Genomic DNA, 24,066 nt, shown 5'->3' on the forward strand with positions numbered 1-24,066 from the left:
GAACTGTTGAATTTTGGTTCTGGAGTGTGTCTGGGTGCGCGTCTTAGCTTCCCGTTTGTTGAGGGAAAGGGAGCGAGCCTCATGCAGACGGCGCCGGTGAGGCCCCTTCGGCGCAGCCGATTCTATCGCTTGCGGCAGCGCCGGCCTTGGTGCTCATGGCGCTGCTGACCTGTAGTGTCAGCGGCGATGCGGCCATGATGGGATCAGCTCGGCGCTTGGCATAGTTAATCGCCAGCTGAAAAGCCGCCGTCCGCTAGGGTCGGCATGAAATGGCTGATATGGATACTACCCGAGATTAGATTTTGGGGGAGAATGTGTCAGTGCACACCGGAGTTCGACTGGCAGGTACTTTTGGTCCGGCAGACTGGAGTGCTCGCTCGCATCAGTTGCAGACGGCACCCCCACCGACCGGTCTATGGAAACAGACTGTTAAGGACTACCTAGTTCAGCGGATTGAGCCACGTTACTTGGCCCCGATAGCGGACCTGACGAAGCTCAATAGGCTGAGGGGCGAAGGGTTCTCTGTTGCCACAATCCAATGCGCTTTAATCGAGTTCCTTGCGGCACTAAGAGCCGGGGAGAATTACAAGTACAAAAATCCGGATATAAATAATTTCGAATACAAAAACAGTTCGAAGTTATTCACCGAGTTTCTTGCCAACCAAGCTCCGTTTTCAAATACCTTCACGGCAGCCGCCGCAGGTGACTTCTATCGTGATATCCGATGCGGCCTCCTGCACGAAGGCCAGAGCAAAAACGGTTGGCTTGTCAAAAAGGGAAGCCGGGCTGGCGTCGTCGTCGATTGGGGCAGCCCGTGCATTCTTTACTGGGAGAATTTGCAAGACGCTATCACTGCCTATCTTAAGCAATATTATCGGGATCTTGAAATCGACCAGAGCTTACAGTCGGCCTTCATTCGCAAGTATAACCACCTTTCCACAAACGCAATTTGACGCCACTCTCCCAATGTCTCACGCAAGTTAAACACTGAACAACGCGATCATATCGCTTGCGGGTTGTGCGGTTGCTCTTATCCTTGCGCCATGAACGAAAATTTTGTCGATCTCAGTCGTCAATTTCGGGTCGTCTCGCGTGAGGAGGCGAAGACGCCGGCGCTTCTATTCGATCCGCGTCTCAGTGGTCACTTGAGCTGGCCAGAACTTAAGAAGCGAAAGCGAGTCGTTCTTCTTGCTGAAGCCGGCAGTGGCAAAAGTTACGAGCTCAAAGCGCAGTGGCAATCAACGGTGAAGTCTGGCGAACCTGCCTGTTATGCCACGGTGCAGGATCTCGGCCGAAGCGGCCTCGAGGACGCTCTTGGCATCGATGATATTCGAAGGTTAGAAAGCTGGAAGGCAACAGATGGATCGGTTTGCTGGTTTTTCATCGACTCCATCGACGAAGCGAAAGATGAGGGTGTGCGGTTCGAGACTGCCCTGCGTAAGCTCTCCAGAGCTATTGCGGGATTAGAGGACCGCGCACGCGTGATCATTTCCGGCCGCTTTACGGACTGGGATTTCATCGCAGATCGGCATTCGATGGATGAGTGGCTTTCGATCCCGCGCATGCCGCCGCCACCCGAACCCAGTTATCAAGATGAAATTCGCGCGACTCTCCAACACAAAGCGCCGGAGAAGCCGCCCGAACAGGAAGACGACGTCTCGGTCGTCTTAATGACCGGGCTCGACGAGGCACGCATTCGGCTCTTTGCCAAAAGCGCCGGCATTAGCGACCTCGACGCCTTCATGACGGCGCTCGACGACGGCAACCTTTGGCATTTTGCGAGCCGTCCGCTCGATCTCGAATGGATGGTCGACTATTGGCACGATCATGGTCAGTTCGGGACACTTGCCGCGATGCTGGAGGCAAGCATCGATGCGCGGCTTGTGGACCCCAAGCCGGCGCGAAAACGACACGATGCGCTTAGCACGGCGACGGCGAAAAGGGCGCTCGAACGCATAGGGGCGGGTCTTCTTCTCTGCGGAAAGGATGCCTTACGTGTTCCTACGGAAAGCTTCAGCACAACTACTGCCGACCATACCCTGCCTCTCGATCGGCTTTTGCCGGATTGGCAATCCGACGCGATCATGCGGTTGTTGGGCAGACCCGTATTCGACCCTGCAACATTGGGGCGCGTGCGACTGCACAATGACAACGAAGGGACAGTTCGGAGCTATCTTACCGGGCGATGGCTTGCCGGCCGTCTTGCAGCAAACTGCCCTCCGCAGCAGATTGATGATCTGCTCTTCGCCGACCTCTACGGATATAAGCTCGCTCGTCCCGACATGCTCGCCACAGCAGCGTGGCTGTCAATCTGGAACCCCAGAGTAGCGGAGAAGCTCATTGCGAGAAACCCACTTGCCCTCCTGACACTCGGCGACCCTGGGGCGTTGCCAGCCGTCACGCGCATCAAGGCAATCGAAGGTGCTCTTCAAGATATTGAACATCTCGACCGGCGCAACGCGTGGTATGGGCAAGATTCGGTTCGCCGATTGGCGCACCCAGCGTTTGATCCTTTGATCCCTACCTGGTGGACGCAATATGGAGGTGTTCGCGACGCACGCCACCTTCTGCTCAGATTGATTTGGCTGGGCAAGCAAGCCGGCGGCTTGGATATTGCTCGCACGCAGGCTTTCGACACAGAGAGCGATACAACATCACAACTCTTGGCGGGTCGAGCGCTGCTTGCAGTGGGAACAACTACGGATGCCGTCACCTATGCCGACTACATCGTCGATCAGTCGGGGGCATTGGCGCGCACGGTAGTGCTTGGCGCTATTGATATTCTCTTTCCAAAGTGGCTTTCGGTCGAACGTTTCTTCCGTGTCATCGATGCGATCAGCGTCACTGACGAAGGGGGCACGCCGACGCTCTATCCGCTGGGGGAGAAGCTGGGCGAGGCGCTACTTGGCGAGACTGATCTGTCTGCATTCCTAGCGGCCGTTCTGCAACGCATGGGCCCGATTAACGATGAGCAAGAGGAATCTGCGTTTGTCGGCGCGTTCGCCTCGCCGGCTGTCGCAGTGGCAACGCGTCTGTTGCAGCTGCATCCTGATGGCGTACCGGATATCGTCGTCGATCTTGTCCTGCGACTACATCATGAACCACATCACGGGCGCGATCCGCAAGAACTAGAGTTGGGCCGGGGAATCTGCGGCACGCCCCGCCGGCGCCGTCAGTCATTTTGGCGGGCCGTACATATCCTTCGCGATCACCCCTGGGTCAGGCACAACGATATCGCGATCGGTCAGCTGAGCACGCTTGGGTGGCCAGGCCAATTGTCCCGAGACGACGTGAGTTGGTTGACTGAGGACGCAGCAGGAAGGGTAGATGATCGGGACCGGCGGTTGGCGTTCCAGGCCCTCTACACGATTTGGCGTGATCTGGGCAAAGATCCTTCGATAGCTGAAACTCTAAAGACAATAGGTGAACAGCATCCCAGCCTCGAAACACTCTTCGTCGCGTGGCAATCGCCACCACCCGAATCCCCCGAACACGTCGCTATGATGGAACGTTTCAGGGCAACGGATGAAAAGAACAGGATCGCGCGCGAAAAGCGTGAAGGAAGTTGGATAAAGTTTATCGACGAGTTGCGCGCGGATCCAACTATCCTGGATAGGCTTCATCCAACCACCGACACCACAGCTGACAGCCGCCTAGTCAACCTTTGGCAGTTCCTGTCCTCACGAGCCCGAGGCCGATCGCGTTACTCGATTGACGATCTCTCGGCGGTCGAGCCCATCTTGGGCTCCGACGTCACGGAAAAGTTTGCCACGGCATTAATCAATTTCGCCAATGCTTGGCGGCCGCTGCTGCCGAGCGAACGACCTGCTGATGAACGGCGGAAGACCTACAGTTTCGAAAGTATGGGCTTGGCAGGCATGGCGCTTGAAGCAGCCAGGTCACCAAATTGGGTGCTGTCAATTGATGACGATCATGCTGAAAAAGCTGCTCGCTATGCCATCTTGGAATTGAACGGATTCCCCGACTACCTAGTGCGACTCAGCGAGGTGAAACCAGCTATCGTACGTAAGGTGCTTGTCGCCGAGGTGAATTCACAACTTGCGACAGGCGATCATGCAGAACACGGGATTCTGGACCGCCTAGCCTATAGCGACGTCAAACTTGCCCGGTTGGTGGTGCCTGATCTTGAACAGGCGATGTCCAACGAGGCAACTTTTCCGTTGCATCTGCTGCCCAAGGTATCGGATGTCATCATCCGCGGCCTACCTGCCGACGCGGCTTCCCTCTCCGATCTAGTGCGCAGCCGGGCCATCGCCTCCCAAGATCCGAAGATAGTGGCGGACATGCTCTCGATTCTCGCGGCGATTGCTGCGGATCTGGCAATGGACGTACTACGTCAAAGATTTGATAATTTCGACGAACAAGCGCGCACGATGATGTGCTGTGTCTTGTTGCCTCGTCTGTACGGCGATCGTTACCACCATGATACGGAGGTTACCTACCATCTATCCTTCCTTAAACTCGAGGAGCTGGTTTTGCTCGCTTTTGAGGGTGTTCGTCCCGAGAACGACATCAGGAGACCAAGTGGCGAAGTTTTCACACCCGATTTACGCGACAACGCGCAGGATGCTCGAAATGCTGTCTTCAACCGTCTAGAGGCAACACCTGGCGAGGCCACGCATGTCGCGCTGATGCGCCTATCTCGCAAGAAGGACTTCGCGATTTCTCCGGATAGGCTGCACACGCTAGCGCGACGACACGCCGAAAATGACGCCATCCTAGCTGAATGGCGGCCTGAGGACGTGGTGATGTTCGAGACCGCCTTTGATCGCCCGCCTTCGACAACGGCGGACCTGCAGCTTCTCGCCCGCCGGCGCGCAGAGCGTATCGACCATGATCTTCGCCATGAAAGGTTCTCGCAAGCCGACACGGTCAGAGCGCTGCCGGACGAAAATGCTGTGCAACGGTGGTTTGCCGACCGGTTCGAAAACTTGCAGGGGAACTCCTATACCGTCGTGCGCGAAAGCCACGTCGCTGACGAAAAAGAACCGGACATCACACTGACGAGTCGCATCAATGGCGTCACGCTTCCGATCGAGATCAAGGTAATCGACGGCATGAGCGTTCCCGAGATGGAAGCTGCGCTCGAAACTCAGCTGTGCGGGCAATATCTGCGTCACAATGGGGCACGGTACGGAATCTTGCTCTTGGTGCATCAGAATCCAAAACCGAATGGATGGGTTATGGCAGGACAGGCCGGATTCGTACCGTCCTCTACAGTGTTGACCCATCTTGATGAAGCGGCGGCTGAGATACGGTCTCGATTGCCCGATGGGCCACAACCCATCGTCGTGTGTATCGATGTTTCGACTGTTTCGCAGGGACAGAAGAAAGTGAGAGTGAAACACGCAAAGCGGCTACCGGTGGACTAGTTGTAGCCCCAATCCCTTTCGCGCCCGGTCAGCCCAATCCCGCTTGCATTGCTCTTATTCCCATCCTAATCTCCGTCTGAGAAAACCTTTTCCCAAACCTCGCAGCATCCACCAAAGCACCCACATCGACACGCCGCAGCTCAGTAAGAGAAAACCTTTTCCCAACCCGAGGACCGACACCCGAAACATGGCCTCCGACACGTTGCCATCACCCGCCAAACAACCCGTCACCCTGCGTGAGGTGGCGGCGATGGCTGGCGTTAGTGTGGCCACGGCCTCGAAGGCGCTGAACGGGCAGGGGCGGATGACGGCCGAGACGCGGCAGCGCATTCGCGAGACGGCGCAGCGGCTCGGCTTTCGCCCCAACAGCCTGGCGCAGAGCCTGCTGCGGCGGCGCTCCTTTACCGTCGGGCTGTTGACCAACGATACCTATGGCCGCTTTTCGCTGCCGGTCATGTCGGGCATTTCCGATGCGCTGGTCGATGCCGGCGTCTCGGTGTTCATGTGCAATGTCGAGGACGATCCGCGGCTGGCGCAGCTGCATGTCGAGGCGATGCTGGACAAGCGCATCGACGGCATCATCGCCAGCGGCAAGCGCATCGACCGCCATCTGCCGGTCGACCTCGCCAATCTCGGCGTGCCCGTGATCTACGCCTTCAGCCAGCCCGATCCCGATGCCGTCGCCTTCGTCTCCGACGATGCCGGCGGAGCGCGGCTGGCGGTCGAGCATTTTTGCCGCCTCGGGCGGCGGCGCATCGCCCATGTCAGCGGTCCCGCCAGTTTTGCCGTGGTGAATGAGCGGGCGCAGGCTTTTCGCGATGTGCTGGCCGCACACGGCCTGCCGGTCACCGAGCCCTTGCTCGGCTCGTGGTCGGAAGCCTGGGGGCATGAAGCCGTCGGAAAGCTGTTCGACGGCCCAATGCTCTTCGACAAGAAGGGAGAGAAACCCGACGCCGTGTTCTGCGGCAACGACCAGATCGCGCGCGGCGTCATCGATGCGCTGCGCGAGCGCGGCTTGGGCGTGCCCGGCGATGTCGGCGTCATCGGCTTCGACAATTGGGAGATCGTGGCCGAGGCAACCCGCCCGCCGCTGACCTCGGTCGACATGAACCTGGCAGCGCTCGGCCGCGAGGCCGGCCTCACACTGCTTTCGCTCGTCGGCGGCCAACCGGCCGCGCCGGGCATTCGAAAACTGCCGTGCCGGCTGGTGGTGCGTCAGTCATGCGGCCGTCCATTGGGCGGCTGAGACCAATGCCTGTCGCCCAAAAGTGCGCAGCGGTTTGGGACAACGACATGCATCAAGCAAAGGCCGCGCTGGGAGCGCGGTTACAGGGAGGAGAACTGAACCATGAGGAGGAGAACCATGAAGACCATGATCGCCGGGCTCGCCTTTGCGAGCATTCTGGGCACGCTGGCAACAGCTTTTGCCGCCGACACCGCCAACATCTGGGTTCGCGCCGACGGCTCGAACTTCATGCCCCGCATCGTCGATGCCTTCAACAAGGGCCATGAGAACCAGGTCAAGCTGGACATCATTCCCAATGCCGAGATCATCCCGAAATATGGCGCCGCCGCCGCCGGCGGCACGGCGCCCGACGCGCTGTCGCTCGACCTGATCTACACGCCGTCCTTTGCCGCCGCCGGCCAGCTCGAAGACATTACCGACTGGGCGAAGTCGCTGCCCTATTTCGCCAGCCTGTCGCCGGCGCACGTCAAGACCGGCACCTACAAGGACCACATTTATGGGCTGCCGTTCTCGGCCGACGCCTCGGTGCTGATCTGGAACAAGAAATTGTTCAAGCAGGCGGGGCTCGATCCGGACAAGGGGCCGGCCAACTGGGCCGAGATCGAGGCCGATGCCGAAAAGGTCAACGCGCTCGGCGGCGACATCAAGGGCTTTTATTTCTCCGGCAATTGCGGCGGCTGCAACATCTTCACCTTCACGCCGCTGATCTGGGCCTCGGGCGGCGACATCCTCTCCGAGGACGGCTCGAAGGCGACGCTCGACAGCCCGCAGCTGCGCGGCGCCATCGACCTCTACCGCTCGATGGTCAAGAAGGACCTGGTGCCGGCCGGCGCGCAGACCGACACCGGCGCCAATTTCTTTGCCGCCTTCGCCACCGGCAATATCGGCATTTCGCCGTCCGGCGCCTTCGCCATCGGCGCGCTCAACACGCAATATCCGGATATCGACTATGGCGTCACCTTCCTGCCGGGCAAGGACAGCGGCTGGTCTTCGTTTGCCGGCGGCGACAATTTCGTCGTCACCAAGGGCACCAAGAAGCTCGCCGTGGTGAAGGAGTTTCTCGACTTCGCCTATTCGCTAGAAGGCCAGACCATCCTGGCCAAATACGGCAGCCTGCCGGTGCGCGGCGACATCGCCAAGGAGGCGCTGAAGGATCTCGATCCGCGCTACCAGATCGCCGCCGAAGCCATGGCCAAGGGCCGCACGCCCTATTCCGTGGTGTTCAACGACCTGATCAACTCGGCCAACGGTCCGTGGACGCAGATGATCAACGAGGTCGTCTTCGGCGACGACGTCGATGGCGCCATCGCCAATGCACAAGAGACCATGCAGTCGATCATCGACCAGGCGCAGAAATAAGGACTGGCCGGCGGCGAGGGCGGTGCAACGCCCCTGCCGTCGCGGGTCCTGATCCGGCCGCCCGGTCCGTCTCCCTGGACGGGCGGCCGGCGCTCCTTACCCTCCCCCTTGTGGGGAGGGTAAATGACCATCACCACCACCACCCCGCCACGCGCCAGAAAACTGGTCGGTGCCGGCCGCCGGCAGTGGATCGGCCTGCTCTATGTCGCGCCGGCCGTGGCGCTGGTCGTCGTCTTCTTCATCATTCCCCTCGGCATGACCGCCTGGATGTCGCTGCACAACTGGCCGCTGATGGGCGAGCATTTTTATATCGGCTTCGACAATTACCGGGCGATCCTGCGCGACAACCGTTTCTGGAACGCGCTGAGCTTCACCGCCTACTACACCGTGATCGTCACCATCGTGATCTTCGCCGTCGCCTTTCCGCTGGCGCTGTTCATCGAAAAGCCCAGGCGGCTGACCGGCTTTTACCGGACATCCTTCTTCATGCCGGCGGTCGTCGGTTTCGCCTCGGCCAGCCTGCTCTGGTCTTGGCTGCTCAATGTCGATTCCGGCCTGTTCAGCCCGGCCGCCTACGACCTCGGCCTGACCGGGAAAAAGTTCAACCTTCTGGCGACGTTCCAGCCGGCCTTCTGGTCGATCATCGCCATGGTCGTCTGGAAGGTGGCGGGCTTCACCATGATCATCCTGATGACCGGCCTGCAGTCGATCCCGACCGATCTGCAGGAAGCCGCGATGATCGACGGGGCAGGGCCGTTCGCACGCTTTCGCGCCATCACCCTGCCGCTGATGCGCCGCACGCTGGCGCTGGCGCTGATCCTGTCGATCGCCGGCTCGATCCTCGCCTTCGACCAGTTCTACATCATCCTGCGCGGCGGCCCGCGCAACCAGACGCTGACCGCCGTCTACTGGATTTTCAACCAGTCCTTCGTTTCGTTCAAGCTCGGCTATGGCGCGGCGCTGTCGATGATCCTGCTGGCCATACTGGTGGCGCTCAGCCTGGTTCAGCTGTGGCTGCTGCGCAAGCCGGAGGGCATCGACTGATGGCGCAGGCAAGAAGCCGCAGCAGCCGCCTCTGGCTCAGGATCGCCGAGCATTCGACCGGCATGATCGCCTCAGTGCTGTTCATCGCGCCGATCGTCTGGGCCGTGCTGTCGACCTTCAAGCCGGCGCAGGAGGCGCGCCAGCCGCCGCTGCCGCCATGGCCGACGACCGGCTTCTCGGTCGAGAACTACCGCACGCTCGACACCTTTGGCGACGGCCTCTGGCTGCCGGCGCAAAACAGCCTCTATGTCGCCTCGATGACGGTGATCCTGTCGGTGATCGTCAGCGTGCTCGCCGGCTACGGCTTTTCGCGCTTCCGCTTTCCCATGAAGGATGTGCTCTTCATCGTCATCCTGTCGACGATCATGATCCCGTTCCAGTCGATCCTGACGCCGATCTTCCTGGTGCTGACCAAGGTCGGCCTGCACAACACGCTGACCGGGCTGGTCCTGGTCTACACCACGCTGCAACTGCCGTTCTCGATCTTCATGATGCGCAACGCCTTCGACGCGGTGCCGCGCGAGATCGAGGAGGCCGCGCGCATGGACGGCGCCAACAACGTCACCATGCTGCTCAAGGTGATGCTGCCGCTGGTCTGGCCGGGCATCGTCACCATCGCGCTGTTTGCCTTCCTCGGCGCCTGGAACGAATTCCTGGCCGCCCTGGTGCTGATGACCGACCAGTCCAAATTCACGCTGCCGATCATGATGACCGCACTTCAGTCGGGCCGCTTCGGCGCCATCGACTGGGGCGCCGTGCAGGCGGGCGTCACAGTGATGATGGTGCCGTGCCTGGTGCTCTTCCTGTTGCTGCAGCGCTTCTACATCCGCGGCCTGATGGCCGGCGCGGTGAAATGACCCCCCGTGAAATGACCAATATCCAACGGAGTGACACGATGACCGTTCAACCATCCGCCAAGCCCGGCAAACTCGCCTTCCGCCCGCTGCCGGTGCCGCAGGTCGATGTCCGCGGCTTCTGGGGCGACCGTGTCGATGCCGTGGCGTCGCGCACCGCCGACATCCTCTACGAGCGCTGCGTCGAGGCGCGCATGCTGGAGCAGATCGACCCGGACCGGCCCTCGCCGGGCGTCGTCATTCCGTTCCATTCGCCGTCGCCCGACGAGGCTGCCAGCCCCGGCTTCACCGGCTCGACGGTGACGACGCAGATGTTCTGGGACTCCGATTGGGGCAAGACCATCGAGACCGCGGCCTATTCGCTCTACCGGCGCGAGAACGCGGCGCTCGAGAAGAAGATCGATGCCGTCATCGACCTCTACGGCAGACTGCAGCAGGAAGACGGTTATCTCTCCAGCTGGTACCAGCGTATCCAGCCAGGCAAGCGCTGGACCAATCTGCGCGATTGCCACGAGCTCTATTGCGCCGGCCATCTGATCGAAGGCGCGGTCGCCTACTACCAGGCCACCGGCAAGCGCAAGCTGCTGGATATCATGTGCCGCTACGTCGACCATATCGCCGACACCTTCGGTCCGGAGCCGGGCAAGAAGAAGGGCTATTGCGGCCATGAGGAGATCGAGCTGGCGCTGGTCAAGCTGGCGCGGGCGACCGGCGAGCAGAAATACATGGACCTGGCCAGGTATTTCATCGACCAGCGCGGGCAACAGCCGCATTATTTCGACGAGGAGGCGCGTGGGCGCGGCGCCGACCCGAAGGCCTATCATTTCAAGACCTATGAGTACAACCAGTCGCACAAGCCGGTGCGCGAGCAGGACAAGGTCGTCGGCCATGCGGTCAGGGCGATGTACCTCTATTCCGGCATGGCCGACATCGCCACCGAATATGGCGACGACACGCTCAGGGTAGCGCTCGACCGTCTGTGGAACGATCTCACCACCAAAAACCTCTATATCACCGGCGGACTCGGGCCATCGGCGCACAATGAGGGCTTTACCAGCGACTACGACCTGCCCAACGAAACCGCCTATGCCGAGACCTGTGCCTCGGTCGGCCTCGTGTTCTGGGCCAGTCGCATGCTCGGCATGGGTCCCAACGCCCGCTACGCCGACATGATGGAGCGGGCACTCTACAACGGCTCGATCTCCGGCCTGTCGCTCGACGGCTCGCTGTTCTTCTACGAGAACCCGTTGGAGAGCCGGGGCAGGCACAATCGCTGGAAATGGCATCGCTGCCCCTGTTGCCCGCCGAATATCGGCCGTATGGTCGCCTCCATCGGCAGCTATTTCTACAGCCTGTCGGACGACGCGCTGGCCGTTCATCTCTACGGCGACAGCACCGCGCGCTTCGACATATCGAACCGGGCGGTCAGTCTGATTCAGACCAGCAATTATCCTTGGGATGGCGCGGTCTCCATTCGGATCGAAGCCGACGCGCCGGTCGAGTTCACCTTGCACCTGCGCGTCCCCTCCTGGTGCGGCAAGGCGGCGCTCAAGATCAACGGCGCCGCGGTCGATCTGGACGGCATCACCAGCGACGGCTATGCCGCGATCCGGCGCGAGTGGCGCCAGGGCGACCGGGTCGAACTCGATCTCGAAATGTCGATCGCCCGTCTGTTCGCCAATCCGGAGGTGCGTCAGGACATCGGCCGCGTCGCACTTGCGCGCGGTCCGCTGATCTATTGCGTCGAGGAGACCGACAATGCCGGCCAGTTGCATCGGATCGCTCTGCCGCGAACGGCAAAAATCGAGGCGCATGCCGAGCCGAACCTGCTCGGCGGCATCGTCACGCTTTCGGCACTTGCCAGCAAGGAAGTCCAGGAAAACTGGGAAACCGGGCTCTATCGCACCGATCCGCCGGTGGTGAGCGAGACGAGAATCACCGCCGTTCCTTACTACGCCTGGGACAACCGCGAACCCGGTGAGATGCTGGTCTGGCTGCGGGACGGATGAGTTACAGGCTGACAAACGCCGTCAGCGGCAAATGATCCGACGCAACCCGCGACAGCGGCGTATCATGAGCTTCCACCGACGAGACCATGCCGTGCCGGTTGGCCATGATCCGGTCGAGCGCCAGTACCGGCAGGCCTGAGGGGAAAGTCGGCACCGCCGCCGGCGTGAAACCAAAGGTGGCGTGCAGCGTCTTGAGCGCCGAGCGGTTGCCCAGCCGCCATTCGTTGAGGTCGCCGAGCAGCAAGGTCGGCCTTTCATCCTGGTTGCTCATGATGTCGAGCACGACGCGGGCCTGCTCCGAACGCGAGCGTCGCAACAGGCCGAGATGCGCGGCGATGACGCGCAGAGTGCGCGTTTCGTCGAGGTCGATCTCGGCAACCAGCGCGCCGCGGGGCTCCAGTCCCGGAAGCTTGATCTGATGGACGTCGCGCACCGTGCCGCGCTTGAACAAAAGCACGTTGCCGCGCCAGCCATGGCCCTTGCCGCTTCCGGAAACCGGCACCGGTACCAGCCCGGTTTCGTGTTCGATCCGGGCAAGATCGAGCAGCCCGGCGCGGTCGCCGAAGCGGTTGTCGGCTTCCTGCAGCGCGATGACGTCGGGGCCGATCTCGCGGATGACGCGGGCGGTGCGTTCGGGGTCGAACCTGCGGTCGGTGCCGATGCATTTGTGGACGTTGTAGGAGGCGACCACCATCTGGGCGCCTTCAATGTGCTTGCGCGGCGTCGCGTTCGCCTTGCGCGCTTTCCTGCCGCGGATCGACAGGAGCACTGTTTCAGGAAGGCTGCGTCCGTTTATGTCCATAGGCCTGCTATTCGATGTCCTGATTCTTTGTTCTATGCATATCGTTCTTTCACAACCGGGACCACTTCGAGGCGGTATGCATTAGAGATAGGGCGATCCCAGCCATAACAACCGGTCAAAAACCCGGATGAGAAATGGCCGCGCTTTCAAGGTTGCGAGTGTGACGGGTTTGGCGGAAGCGATTGCCGCTCCGATGCGCCCTTCGATCTCGGCGGCAAAGCCGGTATCCAGCACCTCCAGGTCGATTTCGAAATTCAGCCGCAGCGACCGGGCGTCGAGGTTGGAAGAGCCGACATAGGCCCAGACGCCATCGACCGACAACAGCTTCGAATGGTCGAATGACCCTTCATGACGCCAGACGCGGCAATAGTGCTTCAGCACCTGGTCGTACTGCGCCGTCATGGCGCGGCCGACCAGGAAGAGATTGTTGACCGCAGGCACGACGATGTCGATCTCGACACCGCGCCGGGCCGCCGTGACCAGCGCGCTGACAAATTCCCGGTCCGGCAGGAAATAGGGCGACATGATGCGGATCGATTTGCGGGCGACGGAAAATGCCCCCATCAGCAATTTATGGTTGGTTTCGATGCTGGCGTCAGGCCCCGACGCCACCGCCCGCACCAGGATCGGTTGACCGGGAGGCGGCGAGGGCTTTTCCACGTGCCAGACCTCGTCCTTGAGGGCCTCGTTGCCGGCAAAACGCCAGTCTTCGGCGGCAACCGCGAACAGGTCGGCCACGACGGGCCCCGTGACCTGGAAATGCGTATCCGCCGAACTGGCGCTGCCGGCGAATTCGGCCGAGAATCCCTTGCGGATGTTCATGCCTCCCGTGAACGCCACCACACCGTCGACGATCAGGATTTTCCTGTGCGTCCTCAAATTCGCATAGGGAAGTCTCAGGCCCATGACGATGTTGCCGTTGAACAGATCGACGGTGACGCCGGCTTCCCGGAGTGTCCCAAGAATGCTGGGCACGGAATAGCGCACGCCCACCGCATCGATCAGCACGCGAACCGTCACACCGCGCCGGACCGCTCCGGCCAGCGATCCGACAAAACGTCGTCCGATCTCGTCATTGTCGAAGATGTAGGTCTCGAGCAGGATGCTGCGCCGTGCGCCGTCGATCGCCCCGCACATTGCCGCGTAGGCTTCGTCGCCGGTCCTCAGGATGGTGATTGCATTTCCCGAAAGCAGGCCGCGCCGCGCCACCCTGTCGCCTAGCGTCTTCAGGCCGGCAAAGCGCTGGCCGAATTCGGCTGAGATGAGTGTTTCGAGCGCAATGTCGTGGTCGTGTTTGGCTGTCTCGGCTTCACCGGCGACGGGCCGCATGGCGCTGATCGTGGCGCGGCGGATGCGGTTGATGCCGGCAATGGCATAGATGATCGCGCCAAGGAACGGCGACAAGATCATCACGCCGACCCAGCCGGTGGCGGCGCGCACGTCTTCCTTGGTCATGATTGCGTGGACGATGCCGATGGCGGCCATCAGCATCGGAATGATCACAAGGATCAGAGGCCAGTAGGTCACAAAGGTCTGCCACATCGGCAGGACTATCGAGCCAGCGGCCGCAGAAGGCAATGTGGGGGATTAGTACCGGGCAAGGGATTAACCAGGACGGAGGCGCTCGCGCCTCAGTCCTTCGCCCGCTCCACATAGGCCCCGTCAGCCGTCATCACCACCACGCGGGTACCCGGCGCGATGTGCGGCGGCACCAGCGTGCGCACGCCGTTGGAAAGCACGGCCGGCTTGTATGACGAGGACGCCGTCTGGCCTTTGGTCGTCGGCTCCGTCTCGACCACTTCGAAAGTAGCGCGCTGCGGCAGCACCAGGGCTATGGCGATGCCGTTGAACTGCGAAATCTGCACCGCCATGCCTTCGAGCAGGTAGGGCGCCATGTCGCCGACCACGCTTTCCGGCACCGCGACCTGGTCGTAGCTTTCCGGGTTCATGAAGTGATACCCCTCGGCGTCGGCGTAGAGGAAGGTGTGCTCGCGCTCCTCGACATAGGCGCGCTCGACCTGCTCGGTGGTGCGGTAGCGCTCCGAAACCTTCACCCCGTCGGAGATGCGGCGCATGTCGAGCTGGGTGACCGGCGTACCCTTGCCAGGGTGGATGTTTTCGGCAAAGAGGATCACGTAAAGCTTGCCGTCCTTGTCGACGACATTGCCTTTACGGAGCGAACTGGCGATGACCTTCACCACGGTTTTCAATCCTAGACTTCGTTGGCCTGAAACGATCGTTCGGCGCAAATCGGCTGCGAGAGCCGTCGCCGTAGCGCATCTTGGCCCGAACCGCCAGCCCTGTCAGCAATTCCGTTGCCCGGCAAACCCATGACTGGCGCTTCGCCCTGGTGGACGCCGGATGTTCACGCCGACCGCCGGCCGCGGCTGATGGCCCGCAACGCCATAGCTGCCGCAATGCGCGGCTGGTTTGGCGAGCGGGACTTCATCGAGGTCGAGACGGCGGCATTGCAGATTTCGCCCGGCAACGAGGCGCATCTCTCAGCCTTCGCCACCGAGGCGATCGGCGCCGACGGCGCGCGCCGGCCGCTTTATCTCCACACCTCGCCGGAGTTCGCCTGCAAGAAGCTGCTGGCCGCCGGTGAGCGGCGCATCTTCAGCCTGGGCGCCGTCTGGCGCAACCGCGAGCGCGGCCCCTTGCACCATCCCGAATTCACCATGCTGGAATGGTATCGGGTCGGCGAAACCTATGACAGCCTGATGGCCGATTGCGCCGAACTGCTGAAGCTGGCAGCCGAGCGGGCCGGCGCCAAAACCTTCCGCTTTCGCGGCCGCGAGGCCGATCCGTTCGCCGAGCCGGAACGCGTGAGCGTGGCGGAAGCTTTTGCGCGTTACGCCGGCATCGATCTTCTTGCCACCGTTTCTGCCGATGGCGTCACAGACCGCGCCGCACTCCATGATGCTCTGGTCAAGGCCGGCCTGCGCACGGCCGGCGATGACAACTGGGCCGATTTGTTCAGCCGGGTAATGGTCGAGAAGGTCGAACCGGTGCTGGGGCAGGGGCGGGCCACCATCTTGTACGGCTATCCGATCTCGGAAGCGGCGCTCGCCCGGCCGAGCGCGGAGGACCAGCGCGTGGCCGAGCGCTTCGAGCTCTATTGCTGCGGCGTCGAGCTCGCCAATGCTTTTGGCGAACTGACCGATCCGGCCGAGCAGCGCCGGCGCTTTGCCGCCGAGATGGACGAGAAGGAGCGCGTCTATGGCGAGCGCTATCCGCTGGATGAGGATTTTCTCGCCGCCCTCGCCATCATGCCGCAAGCCAGCGGCTCGGCGCTCGGCTTCGACCGGCTGGTGATGCTGGCAACGGGCGCGACGAGGATCGATGACGTGATCTGGACGCCGGCCGCCACTCCTTGACGGAAATCGGCCTCGGTTAAACTCACAAACCGGTCAAGCCGCGCGTCTCTGGCGGCCGCCGCCGCGGATAGCTTTCGCGCTCCGCTCGGGCGCTATGCCGCAGCGGGACAATTGTCCGTGCGCCATTGCACAAGCCGCATTGGGACAATAGATGGTGCAACAGCCGCTACCGCCCGGCGCGGCTTCAGCCAGGACCACGCGCATGACCGATACATCAGAGGCAGCGAAATTGACCGACCGCGTCGCGGCACTGGTCGAGGCTGCCAAGCGGGCCGGCGCCGACGCCGCCGACGCGGTTGCCGTGCGCGGCCGTTCGATCGGCGTGTCGGTGCGGCTGGGAAAGGTCGAGAACACCGAAGCGTCCGAGGGCGACGATGTCTCGCTGCGCGTCTTCGTCGGCAACCGGGTGGCGAGCGTCTCGGCGACGGCGGCATCGGACCCCAAGGCGCTGGCTGAGCGCGCCGTGGCCATGGCCAAAGTCTCGCCCGAGGACCCCTATCAGGGTCTCGCCGATCCGGCTTTGCTGGTTGGCAAGGTGCGCGACCTCGATCTGTTCGACGCCACCGAGGTTTCGGCCGATCAGTTGAAGGAAGCGGCCCTTGCCGCCGAGGAAGCGGCCCTTGCAGTCAAGGGTGTCACCAATTCGGCCGGCAGCGGCGCCAGCGCAGGCCTCGGCGGGCTGGTGCTTGCCACGTCGGACGGCTTCGTCGGCCACTATGTCGCGTCGCGCTTTTCGCGTTCGGCCAGCGTGATTGCGGGTGAGGGCACCGGCATGGAGCGCGACTACGAATACTCTTCGAACCAGCATTTTTCCGATCTGGACGCACCGGAATTGATCGGCCGCAAGGCCGGCGAGCGCGCCGTGCGCCGCCTCGGCGCCCGCAAGGCGGCAACCGGTCCGGTCAACGTGGTGTTCGATCCGCGCATCGCGCGCGGCATTGCCGGCCATCTCGCCGGCGCCATCAACGGCGCTTCGGTGGCGCGCAAGACCAGTTTTTTGCGCGAGATGATGGGCAAGCAGGTTGCGTCGGCTGCCATCACCGTCACCGACGAACCGCTGCGGCGTCGCGGCCAGGCCTCGCGCCCGTTCGACGGCGAAGGCGTCGAGGGCGAAAAGCTGTTGATGGTCGAGAACGGCGTGCTGAAGCACTGGTTCCTGTCGACGTCCGCCGCGCGGGAATTGGGGCTGACCACCAACGGACGCGGCGCGCGCAGCGGCTCGTCGGTATCGCCGTCTTCGACCAATCTCGCCATCGAGCCGGGCGACAGGACGCCGGAAGACCTAATCAGGTCGCTAAAATCCGGCTTTTATGTTACCGAAGTGTTCGGCCAAGGCGTCGATATGGTGACCGGCGAATACAGCCGTGGCGCATCCGGCTTCTGGATCGACAATGGCGAGCTTGCCTATCCGGTGGCCGAGGTGACCATCGCCTCCAATTTGAAGACGATGTTCCTCAACATGGTGCCGGCGAGCGACCTTGACCGCGATTTCGGCACCGCCGCACCGACGCTGCTGATCGAAGGAATGACCCTTGCCGGAGCGTGACCCGGTCATATCGGCCGGGGCCTCGGAAGACCTCGATCTGCTGCGCGACGCCGCCCGCGAGGCGGGCGCGATCGCCATGCGCTATTTCGGCAAGAACCCGCAAGTGTGGATGAAGGGCGGCACCTCGCCTGTCAGCGAAGCCGACCACGCGGCGGACGCCTATCTGCGCGATACCCTGCTGGCGGCCCGGCCGGACTATGGCTGGCTGTCGGAGGAAACGACTGACGATCCGGCGCGGCTTCTGGCGCGGCGCACCTTTGTCGTCGACCCCATAGACGGCACCCGCGGCTTCCTCGAAGGTCTGCGCTCGTGGTGCGTCAGCGTCGCGGTGGTCGAGAATGGCCGCACGCTCACCGGTGTGCTCGAATGTCCGGCCAAGGGCGAAACCTATTGGGCGCTGCCTGGCCATGGAGCTTTCCGCAACGGCAAGCCGATTGCCGTGCGCGGCCTGGGTAAGACGGTCGAGATCGGCGGGCTGAAGCAGTTGATCGACCTGATGCCGGCGCAATGGCAGGGCCGGGTGCGGCGGGCGGCGCACATTCCCTCTCTCGCCTACCGGCTGGCGATGGTCGCCAACGGCACGCTCGACGCAACCTTCGTCAAGCCCAACGCGCATGACTGGGATATCGCCGCCGCCGATCTCATCTTGCGCGAGGCTGGCGGCGCCGTGCTCGACGGCCATGGCCGCGCGCCGCTATATGCCGGGGAGATCATCCGTCACGGCGCGCTGGTCGCCGGCAGCGGGCAGTTGCTGACCGTGCTTGCCGGCGTCATTGCCGATACGGAAGCGTGATCGAAGGTTCCAAAGTCGGCAGCTTTGGGCTAGACCTGTCGCAAACTCACAATATGTGAAGGACCGAAATGGCCGCGGAAGACGGAAAGAAACAGCTTTTGCACCTGGTGTTCGGCGGCGAGCTGAAGAAGCTGGGAGGCACCGAGTTCCGCGATCTCGACGCGCTCGACATCGTTGGCGTTTATCCGGACTATCAAACCGCGCACACCGCGTGGAAGGCAAAGGCGCAAGCCAGCGTGGACAATGCCCATATGCGCTATTTCGTCGTCCATCTGCACCGGCTGCTCGACCCTGAAAGCAAGGCCGCCGGTTGACAGCGATGGAGTATGAAGCGGTGAAAGGGCAGCCCACCGGCGCCGCGGTCCGAAGAAGACGCGGCGGCAGTTCGAAGACATTCTGGCGCAAGATCCGCGAGCCGTTGGCGCAGTCGCGAATCGTCAAGAGCATGATCGTCAGCCTGCTCGCCCAGTTCGTCCGCCTGGTGCGCCTGACCAACCGCGTGGTCGAAGGCTCGGCTAAATTTTCAGGCGGCGACTACGCCGAATTCGAACCCGGCATCATCGCGCTCTGGCATGGCCAGCATCTGCTGACCCCAGCCTATTATCCCAAGGGACGGCCGCTGGTCGCCATGGTCTCGCGCAGCGCCGACGCCGAACTCAACGCGCTGATGATCGAAAAATTCGGCATCGAGGCGGTGCGCGGCTCCGGCGGGCGTGAAAGCACGAAGCATCTCGACAAGGGCGGCGCCAAGGCGCTCATCGCCCTGAAAAAGTCACTCGTGGCCGGCAAGAACGTCGCCATGATCGCCGACATTCCCCACGGCACGCCGCGCGACGCGGGGCTTGGTATCGTTCTGCTGGCACGCCTTTCCGGCCGGCCGATCATGCCTGCCGCCATCGCCACCAGCCGCCGCAAGGTGCTGGAAAGGAGCTGGGACAAGACCACCATCAACCTGCCGTTCGGCCGCTCCTCGATCGTCATCGGAACGCCGGTTTTCGTGCCGGCCAATGCCGACGAGGCCGAAATGGAGCGCAAGCGCCAGGAAGTCACGGCCGCGCTCAATGCCGCAACCGCCGAGGCCTATCGGCTCGTGGACGGCAGGCCATGAGCGTCGGCTGGGCGCGCGCCTTCCTGGCGGCCTACCGCCTTGCCGGTGCAGCCGCCTATCCGCTGATGGGTCCCTATGTCGCCTGGCGCACATCGCAGGGCAAGGAAGACCGCAGCCGCAGCCGTGAGCGCTACGGCGTTGCCGGGCGGCCGCGCCCCGAAGGGCCGGTGATCTGGATCCATGCGGCAAGCGTCGGCGAGACCCTTGCGGTCGTGCCGCTGGTGCAAAGCATCCTCGACTACGGTGTCAACATCGTGCTGACGACGGGAACAGTGACCTCGGCGCAGGTTGCCGACGAACGGCTGGGCGACCGCATCATCCACCAATATGTTCCGCTCGACCTGAAGCCGGCCGTCAGCCGCTTTCTCGATCACTGGCGGCCGGACCTGGCTATCATCGCCGAATCCGAGATATGGCCGATGACGATCCTCGAGCTCGGCGCCCGACACGTGCCGCAGGTGCTGGTCAACGGCCGGCTGTCCGACCGTTCGTTCAAATCCTGGAAGAAGCGCGCCAACATCGCCGAGGCGCTGTTCGAGAACCTCGCACACGTCGTTGCCCAGTCGGATGTCGACGGCGAACGGTTTCGCGCGCTTGGCGCCCGGCCGGTCACCGTGTCCGGCAACCTCAAGGTCGACACCTTGCCGCCGCCCGTCGACGAACGGGCGCTGGCGACGCTGAAGCGCCAGATCGCCGGCCGCCCGACCTGGGCGGCAATTTCGACCCATGACGGCGAGGAGGTGGTCGCGGCGGAAGTCCACGCCACGCTCTACAAGCGCCACCATGGCCTACTGACGATCATCGTCCCGCGCCATCCCGACCGCGCCGAAGCGCTGGCTGCACAGATTTCCGGCATGGGCCTGAAGCTGGCGCGGCGCAGCAAGGGCGACCGGATCACCGCCGACACCGATATCCTCCTTGGCGATACGATCGGCGAGATGGGGCTTTATCTCCGGCTGACGGAAATCGCCTTTGTCGGCCGCTCGCTGACCTCGGAAGGCGGCCAGAATCCGCTGGAGCCGGCCATGCTCGACACCGCTGTGCTGGCCGGCCGCAACGTCCAGAATTTTCGCGAGGCCTATCAGCGCCTGCTCGACAGTGGCGGCGCCAAGCTGGTGCGCGACCGCGACATGCTGGCCGGCGCCGTCAATTTCCTGCTGAGCAATGAAGTTGCGCGCCATGAGATGATGGCGGCCGGTGCCGCCACAGTCGACCAGATGCGCGGTGCGCTGGCGCACACGCTGAAGTCGCTCGAGCCTTATATTCAGCCATTGATCGTCAAGTCGCGCCTGAAGGGCGCCGACGGGCGATAGGTGGCGTCGGAAGCACCACCTTTCTGGTGGGAAGCGCCGGACTGGCGGGTCTTTGCGCTGTCGCCGCTATCAGCCGTCTATGGCATCGTCGCCGGCCGCCGCATGCATCGGGCGGTACGTGAAAAGATCGACGCGCCAGTGCTTTGCGTCGGCAACTTCACCGTCGGCGGCAGCGGCAAGACGCCGATCGCCATCGCGCTGGCCAAGCAGGCCCGGCGCATGCAGCTCAATCCCGGATTCCTGTCGCGCGGCCATGGCGGCTCGTTCGCGCAGCCGCATGTCGTCGATGCCAGTCACGACGCTGCAAAGCATGTCGGCGACGAGCCGCTGCTTTTGGCCGAGCACGCGCCGGTTGCGGTGAGCCCCAACCGCGCCGCCGGCGCCAAGCTGCTCCTGAAAGCCCATGGCTGCGATTTCCTGATCATGGATGACGGTTTTCAGAGCGCGCGCATCCATATCGACTATGCGCTGGTCGTCGTCGACGCCCGCTACGGCATCGGCAACGGCCGCGTCATTCCGGGTGGACCGCTGAGAGCCAACATCGTCGACCAACTGGTGTTCACCGATGGGCTGTTGAAGATGGGCGAGGGCGCTGCCGCCGACCAGGTCGTGCGCCAGGCGGCGCGCGCCGGCCGGCCAGTCTTCGAGGCGCATGCCGAGCCCGCGGCCAAGGAGCGGTTTGCCGGCCGGCGGTTCCTCGCCTTTGCCGGCATCGGCCATCCCGAAAAATTCTTCGACACGCTGCGCGGCACAGGCGCTGAGGTGGCGCTGAGCCGGTCGTTTCCGGACCATCACTTCTATGCCCCTGATGAACTCGCGGAACTGGCGGCAACCGCGCGCCGCGATGGACTAGGCCTCGTCACCACCGCCAAGGACGCCGCCCGGCTGCGCCATGGCGCTGCCCCGGCCGATTTCCTCGCTGAACTCGCCGTGCTGGAGATCGACGCCACGTTCGAACTCGACACTGTGCCGGAGCGCATCATCGACGAGACGCTGGATGCCTGGAGACAGCGCAAGCTGCGAGGGTAGGGCGTGCAGCGTCACGCGGAGATGCTGGCGGACAGCACCCCCCTCTGGCCTGCCGGCCATCTCCCCCGCAAGGAGGGAGATCAGCAGCTTTGCCAATGGCGCTCATTCTGCAACGCTGGTGATTTGGCGAAAGCAAAGATGATCATCCAATCTCCCCCGTTGCGGGGGAGATGTCCGGCAGGACAGAGGGGGGTGTGAAGGAACGCGACCAACGGCTCTGTGCGCGCCTTTAACCCCGGCTGCGCAGGTCCGGATGCATCTCGATCTCGCGGCGCAGCGAGGCGGCGGCGCTGACATAGGGCTCCTGCCTGGCGACGCTCCAATATTTGAGCTCGTCCAGCGGAATGCTCTCGCCGGTCACAGCGCAGCGCACGAATGCGCCGGGGCTGGTGACCTGGAAGTCGCCGTCGAGATAGCGGATCCGGGCTTCCTTGCCGCCAGGGCCTTCGAAGCGGTTCATCATGGGGTGGTGCCAGAGTTCATGCTGATTTCATCGCCATAAATTGCCGGCAAGGTCAAGCTTGACGCAATGCTGAGGCGCTATTGTCGGCTCCAAACCATTCTTATGGGACCGGCATGGACATTTCATCCGCCCGCCTGACTGCGCTGCTGCGCGAGGCCATGATATTGGCAGCGGTGCCGTCGGCGAAGGCCGATCCGGCGAAAGCAGCACTTATAAAGGCGCTGGTGCAGCCGCCGACGCCATCCGGTGCGCCTTTGCAGCCGGCAGCGGCGCCGGCGCTGCAGGCGCTGTTGTCCGCAGCCACCGCAAAGGGGCAGCAGGCGGGTTCAGCCGAGATCCTGCAGGCCTATCTGGCCCTTGCCGAACCGGGTGACGCGGCGCCCGACGATTTCGGGCCGACAACGGCTGCGACAGGCAAGGCGACGCCAGCCAACGACGATGCACAGCGCGGTCTGCCGGTGCCGCCGGCCAGGGCCGATGATGGCGCTGCCGCAAAGCCGGCAGGACTGCCCTGGTTTGCGCTTCTCGCACCGGGGGTTTCGCCGCCGCGCCGCGCCTCCGCCACCGACGCGGCGGCGAAGCGGGGGCAGGCGATGTCTGGGTCGAATGACACGGTCCAGCCCGAAGGCCGGCAGCAGATGCGTGTCGGCCTGATGGCGCTGGCTGCCGGGTTTCTGGCCGTTGCCATTGTCGGGCTCGCCTTGCTGGTGCTTGGCTGAGCACCGAACGATCGCCGCTATCGCTCGGCTTCGAGGAATGCTTCCATCTTGTCCATCGCCAGCCCCGCCTCGACAGCGATACGGCGTGAAAGTTCGGCGGCAGCCGTGCGTGGCCGCCCCAGCGGCCGGTCGAGCCAGTACGACACCGGGTTCAGCGCCCTGCGCTCGTCGACGGCGACGATGCGGCCTGCCTCCAACTGGTGTCCGGTCAGCGGTGGCCGCGCCAGCGCGATGCCGAGCCCGTAAGCTGCGGCGTCGAGCACGAGATTGTAGTCCTCGAAGCGGCGATCCTGCGGGCGCGGGCGGTAGTCCATCCCTTGCGCGGCAAACCAGGCACGCCAGCCGGAGGCGTCGGAATCGTTGATCAGTGGAAACCTCAGCAGCCGGGCCGGGTCGCCGCGGCCGATCTCGCGGGCAAGGCCGGGCGCGGCGACGGGAAAGACATGTTCCTCGAACAGCTTCACCGAGATGCGGCCCGGAATGCCGCCGCGGCCGCAGCGGACCGACAGGTCGATGCCTTCATCGGCAAGGTCGGCCTGGCGGATGTCGACGTCGAGGACGATGCGCAGCTTGGTGGGATTGTTCTCCAGCGCCGCCATGCGTGGCATCAGCCACAGCCCGCTGACGGAGGGTATCGAGGTCAGCCGCACCACGGCGGTGCCGCGCGGCTCGACCCAGCGGTCGGAATGGCTGGAGATCAGCGCAAAGGCTTCCGCCGTGCGCAGATGCAGGCGGTTGCCCTCGATGGTCAGCGAGACGCCGCGCGCGCCGCGGTCGAACACTTTCAAGCCCAGCCAGTCCTCCAGCTTGGCGATCTGCCGGCTGACGGCGCCGTGGGTGATGTTGAGCTTCTCGGCCGCGGCCGAAAAGCTCCCCGTTCGCGCCGCCGCATCGAAGGCGCGCAGGGTCTCGAGCGGCACCATTGTGTCTGAGCTGTGATCCATAGTCACAGGTGATCCTCGATTTGATCGTTTGTCAACGGCGCCGAAAAGGCGCTTTCTGCCTTTCAAC

The 24,066-nt window shown here is 63.1% G+C and carries 20 protein-coding genes; 15 read left to right on the plus strand and 5 right to left on the minus strand.

What is annotated here, in order from left to right; all coding sequences use genetic code 11:
- The first annotated feature begins 320 nt into the window (after window positions 1–320).
- The 7 genes from X757_RS164075 (at window position 321) to X757_RS164045 (ending at window position 11,905) form a co-directional block, all read left to right on the plus strand.
- Window positions 321–953: a hypothetical protein gene (locus tag X757_RS164075; protein WP_156933368.1), complete on the plus strand. Its 633-nt coding sequence runs from the start codon at window positions 321–323 to the stop codon at window positions 951–953.
- A gap of 90 nt (window positions 954–1,043) precedes the next feature.
- The gene (locus X757_RS164070; protein ID WP_023724830.1) at window positions 1,044–5,393 is read left to right on the plus strand and encodes a hypothetical protein; all 4,350 of its coding nucleotides are present in this window, start codon (window positions 1,044–1,046) and stop codon (window positions 5,391–5,393) included.
- Window positions 5,394–5,580: 187 nt separating this feature from the next.
- Window positions 5,581–6,639, plus strand: a complete 1,059-nt coding sequence (locus X757_RS164065; RefSeq protein ID WP_023724831.1) for a LacI family DNA-binding transcriptional regulator — start codon at window positions 5,581–5,583, stop codon at window positions 6,637–6,639.
- Between the two features lie 117 nt (window positions 6,640–6,756).
- On the plus strand, window positions 6,757–7,998 hold the full coding sequence (locus X757_RS164060; protein ID WP_023724832.1) for a sugar ABC transporter substrate-binding protein: 1,242 nt from the start codon (window positions 6,757–6,759) through the stop codon (window positions 7,996–7,998).
- 123 nt (window positions 7,999–8,121) lie between these two features.
- Window positions 8,122–9,042, plus strand: coding sequence for a carbohydrate ABC transporter permease (locus X757_RS164055; RefSeq protein WP_023697670.1), 921 nt, complete (start codon window positions 8,122–8,124; stop codon window positions 9,040–9,042).
- On the plus strand, window positions 9,042–9,899 hold the full coding sequence (locus X757_RS164050) for a carbohydrate ABC transporter permease (RefSeq protein WP_023712775.1): 858 nt from the start codon (window positions 9,042–9,044) through the stop codon (window positions 9,897–9,899). The genes X757_RS164055 and X757_RS164050 overlap by 1 nt, the downstream gene beginning before the upstream one ends.
- 38 nt (window positions 9,900–9,937) lie before the next feature.
- Window positions 9,938–11,905: a glycoside hydrolase family 127 protein gene (locus tag X757_RS164045; protein WP_023724833.1), complete on the plus strand. Its 1,968-nt coding sequence runs from the start codon at window positions 9,938–9,940 to the stop codon at window positions 11,903–11,905.
- Window position 11,906: 1 nt separating this feature from the next.
- Here X757_RS164045 and X757_RS164040 read toward each other — a convergent pair whose 3' ends face one another.
- The 3 genes from X757_RS164040 to efp all read right to left on the minus strand — a co-directional run bounded on the left by X757_RS164040 (window position 11,907) and on the right by efp (window position 14,908).
- Complete coding sequence (locus X757_RS164040) at window positions 11,907–12,707, minus strand: endonuclease/exonuclease/phosphatase family protein (protein WP_023671569.1); 801 nt, start codon at window positions 12,705–12,707, stop codon at window positions 11,907–11,909.
- An 81-nt stretch (window positions 12,708–12,788) separates the two neighbouring features.
- Window positions 12,789–14,249: a phospholipase D-like domain-containing protein gene (locus tag X757_RS164035; protein ID WP_023671570.1), complete on the minus strand. Its 1,461-nt coding sequence runs from the start codon at window positions 14,247–14,249 to the stop codon at window positions 12,789–12,791.
- 89 nt (window positions 14,250–14,338) lie between these two features.
- Entirely contained in the window at window positions 14,339–14,908 is a 570-nt protein-coding gene (gene efp, locus X757_RS164030; protein ID WP_023682947.1) for an elongation factor P, read from the minus strand.
- Window positions 14,909–15,037: 129 nt separating this feature from the next.
- Here efp and epmA point away from each other — a divergent pair, with 129 nt between their 5' ends.
- The 7 genes from epmA (at window position 15,038) to lpxK (ending at window position 21,873) form a co-directional block, all read left to right on the plus strand.
- Window positions 15,038–16,084: an EF-P lysine aminoacylase EpmA gene (epmA, locus tag X757_RS164025; RefSeq protein ID WP_023724834.1), complete on the plus strand. Its 1,047-nt coding sequence runs from the start codon at window positions 15,038–15,040 to the stop codon at window positions 16,082–16,084.
- A 202-nt stretch (window positions 16,085–16,286) separates the two neighbouring features.
- Entirely contained in the window at window positions 16,287–17,630 is a 1,344-nt protein-coding gene (locus X757_RS164020; RefSeq protein ID WP_023724835.1) for a TldD/PmbA family protein, read from the plus strand.
- Window positions 17,617–18,423 (plus strand): 3'(2'),5'-bisphosphate nucleotidase CysQ, encoded by an 807-nt coding sequence (locus tag X757_RS164015; protein ID WP_023712781.1) that lies wholly within the window; start codon window positions 17,617–17,619, stop codon window positions 18,421–18,423. The genes X757_RS164020 and X757_RS164015 overlap by 14 nt, the downstream gene beginning before the upstream one ends.
- A 68-nt stretch (window positions 18,424–18,491) precedes the next feature.
- Window positions 18,492–18,737, plus strand: coding sequence for a DUF4170 domain-containing protein (locus tag X757_RS164010; RefSeq protein WP_023682943.1), 246 nt, complete (start codon window positions 18,492–18,494; stop codon window positions 18,735–18,737).
- 5 nt (window positions 18,738–18,742) lie between these two features.
- Window positions 18,743–19,531 (plus strand): lysophospholipid acyltransferase family protein, encoded by a 789-nt coding sequence (locus X757_RS164005; protein ID WP_023724836.1) that lies wholly within the window; start codon window positions 18,743–18,745, stop codon window positions 19,529–19,531.
- The gene (waaA, locus tag X757_RS164000; RefSeq protein ID WP_023671577.1) at window positions 19,528–20,844 is read left to right on the plus strand and encodes a lipid IV(A) 3-deoxy-D-manno-octulosonic acid transferase; all 1,317 of its coding nucleotides are present in this window, start codon (window positions 19,528–19,530) and stop codon (window positions 20,842–20,844) included. The genes X757_RS164005 and waaA overlap by 4 nt, the downstream gene beginning before the upstream one ends.
- Window positions 20,845–21,873 carry a tetraacyldisaccharide 4'-kinase gene (gene lpxK, locus X757_RS163995; protein ID WP_023724837.1) on the plus strand — a complete coding sequence of 343 codons (1,029 nt, stop codon included), beginning with the start codon at window positions 20,845–20,847 and terminating at the stop codon, window positions 21,871–21,873.
- A gap of 229 nt (window positions 21,874–22,102) precedes the next feature.
- Here the strand turns inward: lpxK and X757_RS163990 are convergent, their stop codons facing one another.
- Entirely contained in the window at window positions 22,103–22,336 is a 234-nt protein-coding gene (locus tag X757_RS163990) for a DUF2093 domain-containing protein (protein ID WP_023694434.1), read from the minus strand.
- A gap of 113 nt (window positions 22,337–22,449) precedes the next feature.
- Between X757_RS163990 and X757_RS163985 the strand changes: the two genes are divergently transcribed.
- The gene (locus X757_RS163985; protein ID WP_023724838.1) at window positions 22,450–23,055 is read left to right on the plus strand and encodes a hypothetical protein; all 606 of its coding nucleotides are present in this window, start codon (window positions 22,450–22,452) and stop codon (window positions 23,053–23,055) included.
- 17 nt (window positions 23,056–23,072) lie between these two features.
- On the opposite strand, the gene X757_RS163980 is transcribed toward X757_RS163985, so the two are convergent.
- Window positions 23,073–23,999 carry a LysR substrate-binding domain-containing protein gene (locus X757_RS163980; RefSeq protein ID WP_023724839.1) on the minus strand — a complete coding sequence of 309 codons (927 nt, stop codon included), beginning with the start codon at window positions 23,997–23,999 and terminating at the stop codon, window positions 23,073–23,075.
- Between the last annotated feature and the right edge of the window lie 67 nt (window positions 24,000–24,066).

This window comes from Mesorhizobium sp. LSHC412B00 (assembly GCF_000503035.1).
Classification (GTDB): Bacteria; Pseudomonadota; Alphaproteobacteria; order Rhizobiales; family Rhizobiaceae; genus Mesorhizobium.

What these genes read in the sequence shown, in the direction of transcription:
- X757_RS164070 (WP_023724830.1), top strand. Translation starts at nt 1,044, where the DNA reads ATGAACGAAAATTTTGTCGATCTCAGTCGTCAATTTCGGGTCGTCTCG.
- X757_RS164065 (WP_023724831.1), top strand. Translation starts at nt 5,581, where the DNA reads ATGGCCTCCGACACGTTGCCATCACCCGCCAAACAACCCGTCACCCTG.
- X757_RS164060 (WP_023724832.1), top strand. Translation starts at nt 6,757, where the DNA reads ATGAAGACCATGATCGCCGGGCTCGCCTTTGCGAGCATTCTGGGCACG.
- X757_RS164055 (WP_023697670.1), top strand. Translation starts at nt 8,122, where the DNA reads ATGACCATCACCACCACCACCCCGCCACGCGCCAGAAAACTGGTCGGT.
- X757_RS164050 (WP_023712775.1), top strand. Translation starts at nt 9,042, where the DNA reads ATGGCGCAGGCAAGAAGCCGCAGCAGCCGCCTCTGGCTCAGGATCGCC.
- X757_RS164045 (WP_023724833.1), top strand. Translation starts at nt 9,938, where the DNA reads ATGACCGTTCAACCATCCGCCAAGCCCGGCAAACTCGCCTTCCGCCCG.
- X757_RS164040 (WP_023671569.1), bottom strand. Translation starts at nt 12,707, where the DNA reads ATGGACATAAACGGACGCAGCCTTCCTGAAACAGTGCTCCTGTCGATC.
- X757_RS164035 (WP_023671570.1), bottom strand. Translation starts at nt 14,249, where the DNA reads ATGTGGCAGACCTTTGTGACCTACTGGCCTCTGATCCTTGTGATCATT.
- epmA (WP_023724834.1), top strand. Translation starts at nt 15,038, where the DNA reads ATGACTGGCGCTTCGCCCTGGTGGACGCCGGATGTTCACGCCGACCGC.
- X757_RS164020 (WP_023724835.1), top strand. Translation starts at nt 16,287, where the DNA reads ATGACCGATACATCAGAGGCAGCGAAATTGACCGACCGCGTCGCGGCA.
- X757_RS164010 (WP_023682943.1), top strand. Translation starts at nt 18,492, where the DNA reads ATGGCCGCGGAAGACGGAAAGAAACAGCTTTTGCACCTGGTGTTCGGC.
- X757_RS164005 (WP_023724836.1), top strand. Translation starts at nt 18,743, where the DNA reads ATGGAGTATGAAGCGGTGAAAGGGCAGCCCACCGGCGCCGCGGTCCGA.
- waaA (WP_023671577.1), top strand. Translation starts at nt 19,528, where the DNA reads ATGAGCGTCGGCTGGGCGCGCGCCTTCCTGGCGGCCTACCGCCTTGCC.
- X757_RS163990 (WP_023694434.1), bottom strand. Translation starts at nt 22,336, where the DNA reads ATGATGAACCGCTTCGAAGGCCCTGGCGGCAAGGAAGCCCGGATCCGC.
- X757_RS163985 (WP_023724838.1), top strand. Translation starts at nt 22,450, where the DNA reads ATGGACATTTCATCCGCCCGCCTGACTGCGCTGCTGCGCGAGGCCATG.
- X757_RS163980 (WP_023724839.1), bottom strand. Translation starts at nt 23,999, where the DNA reads ATGGATCACAGCTCAGACACAATGGTGCCGCTCGAGACCCTGCGCGCC.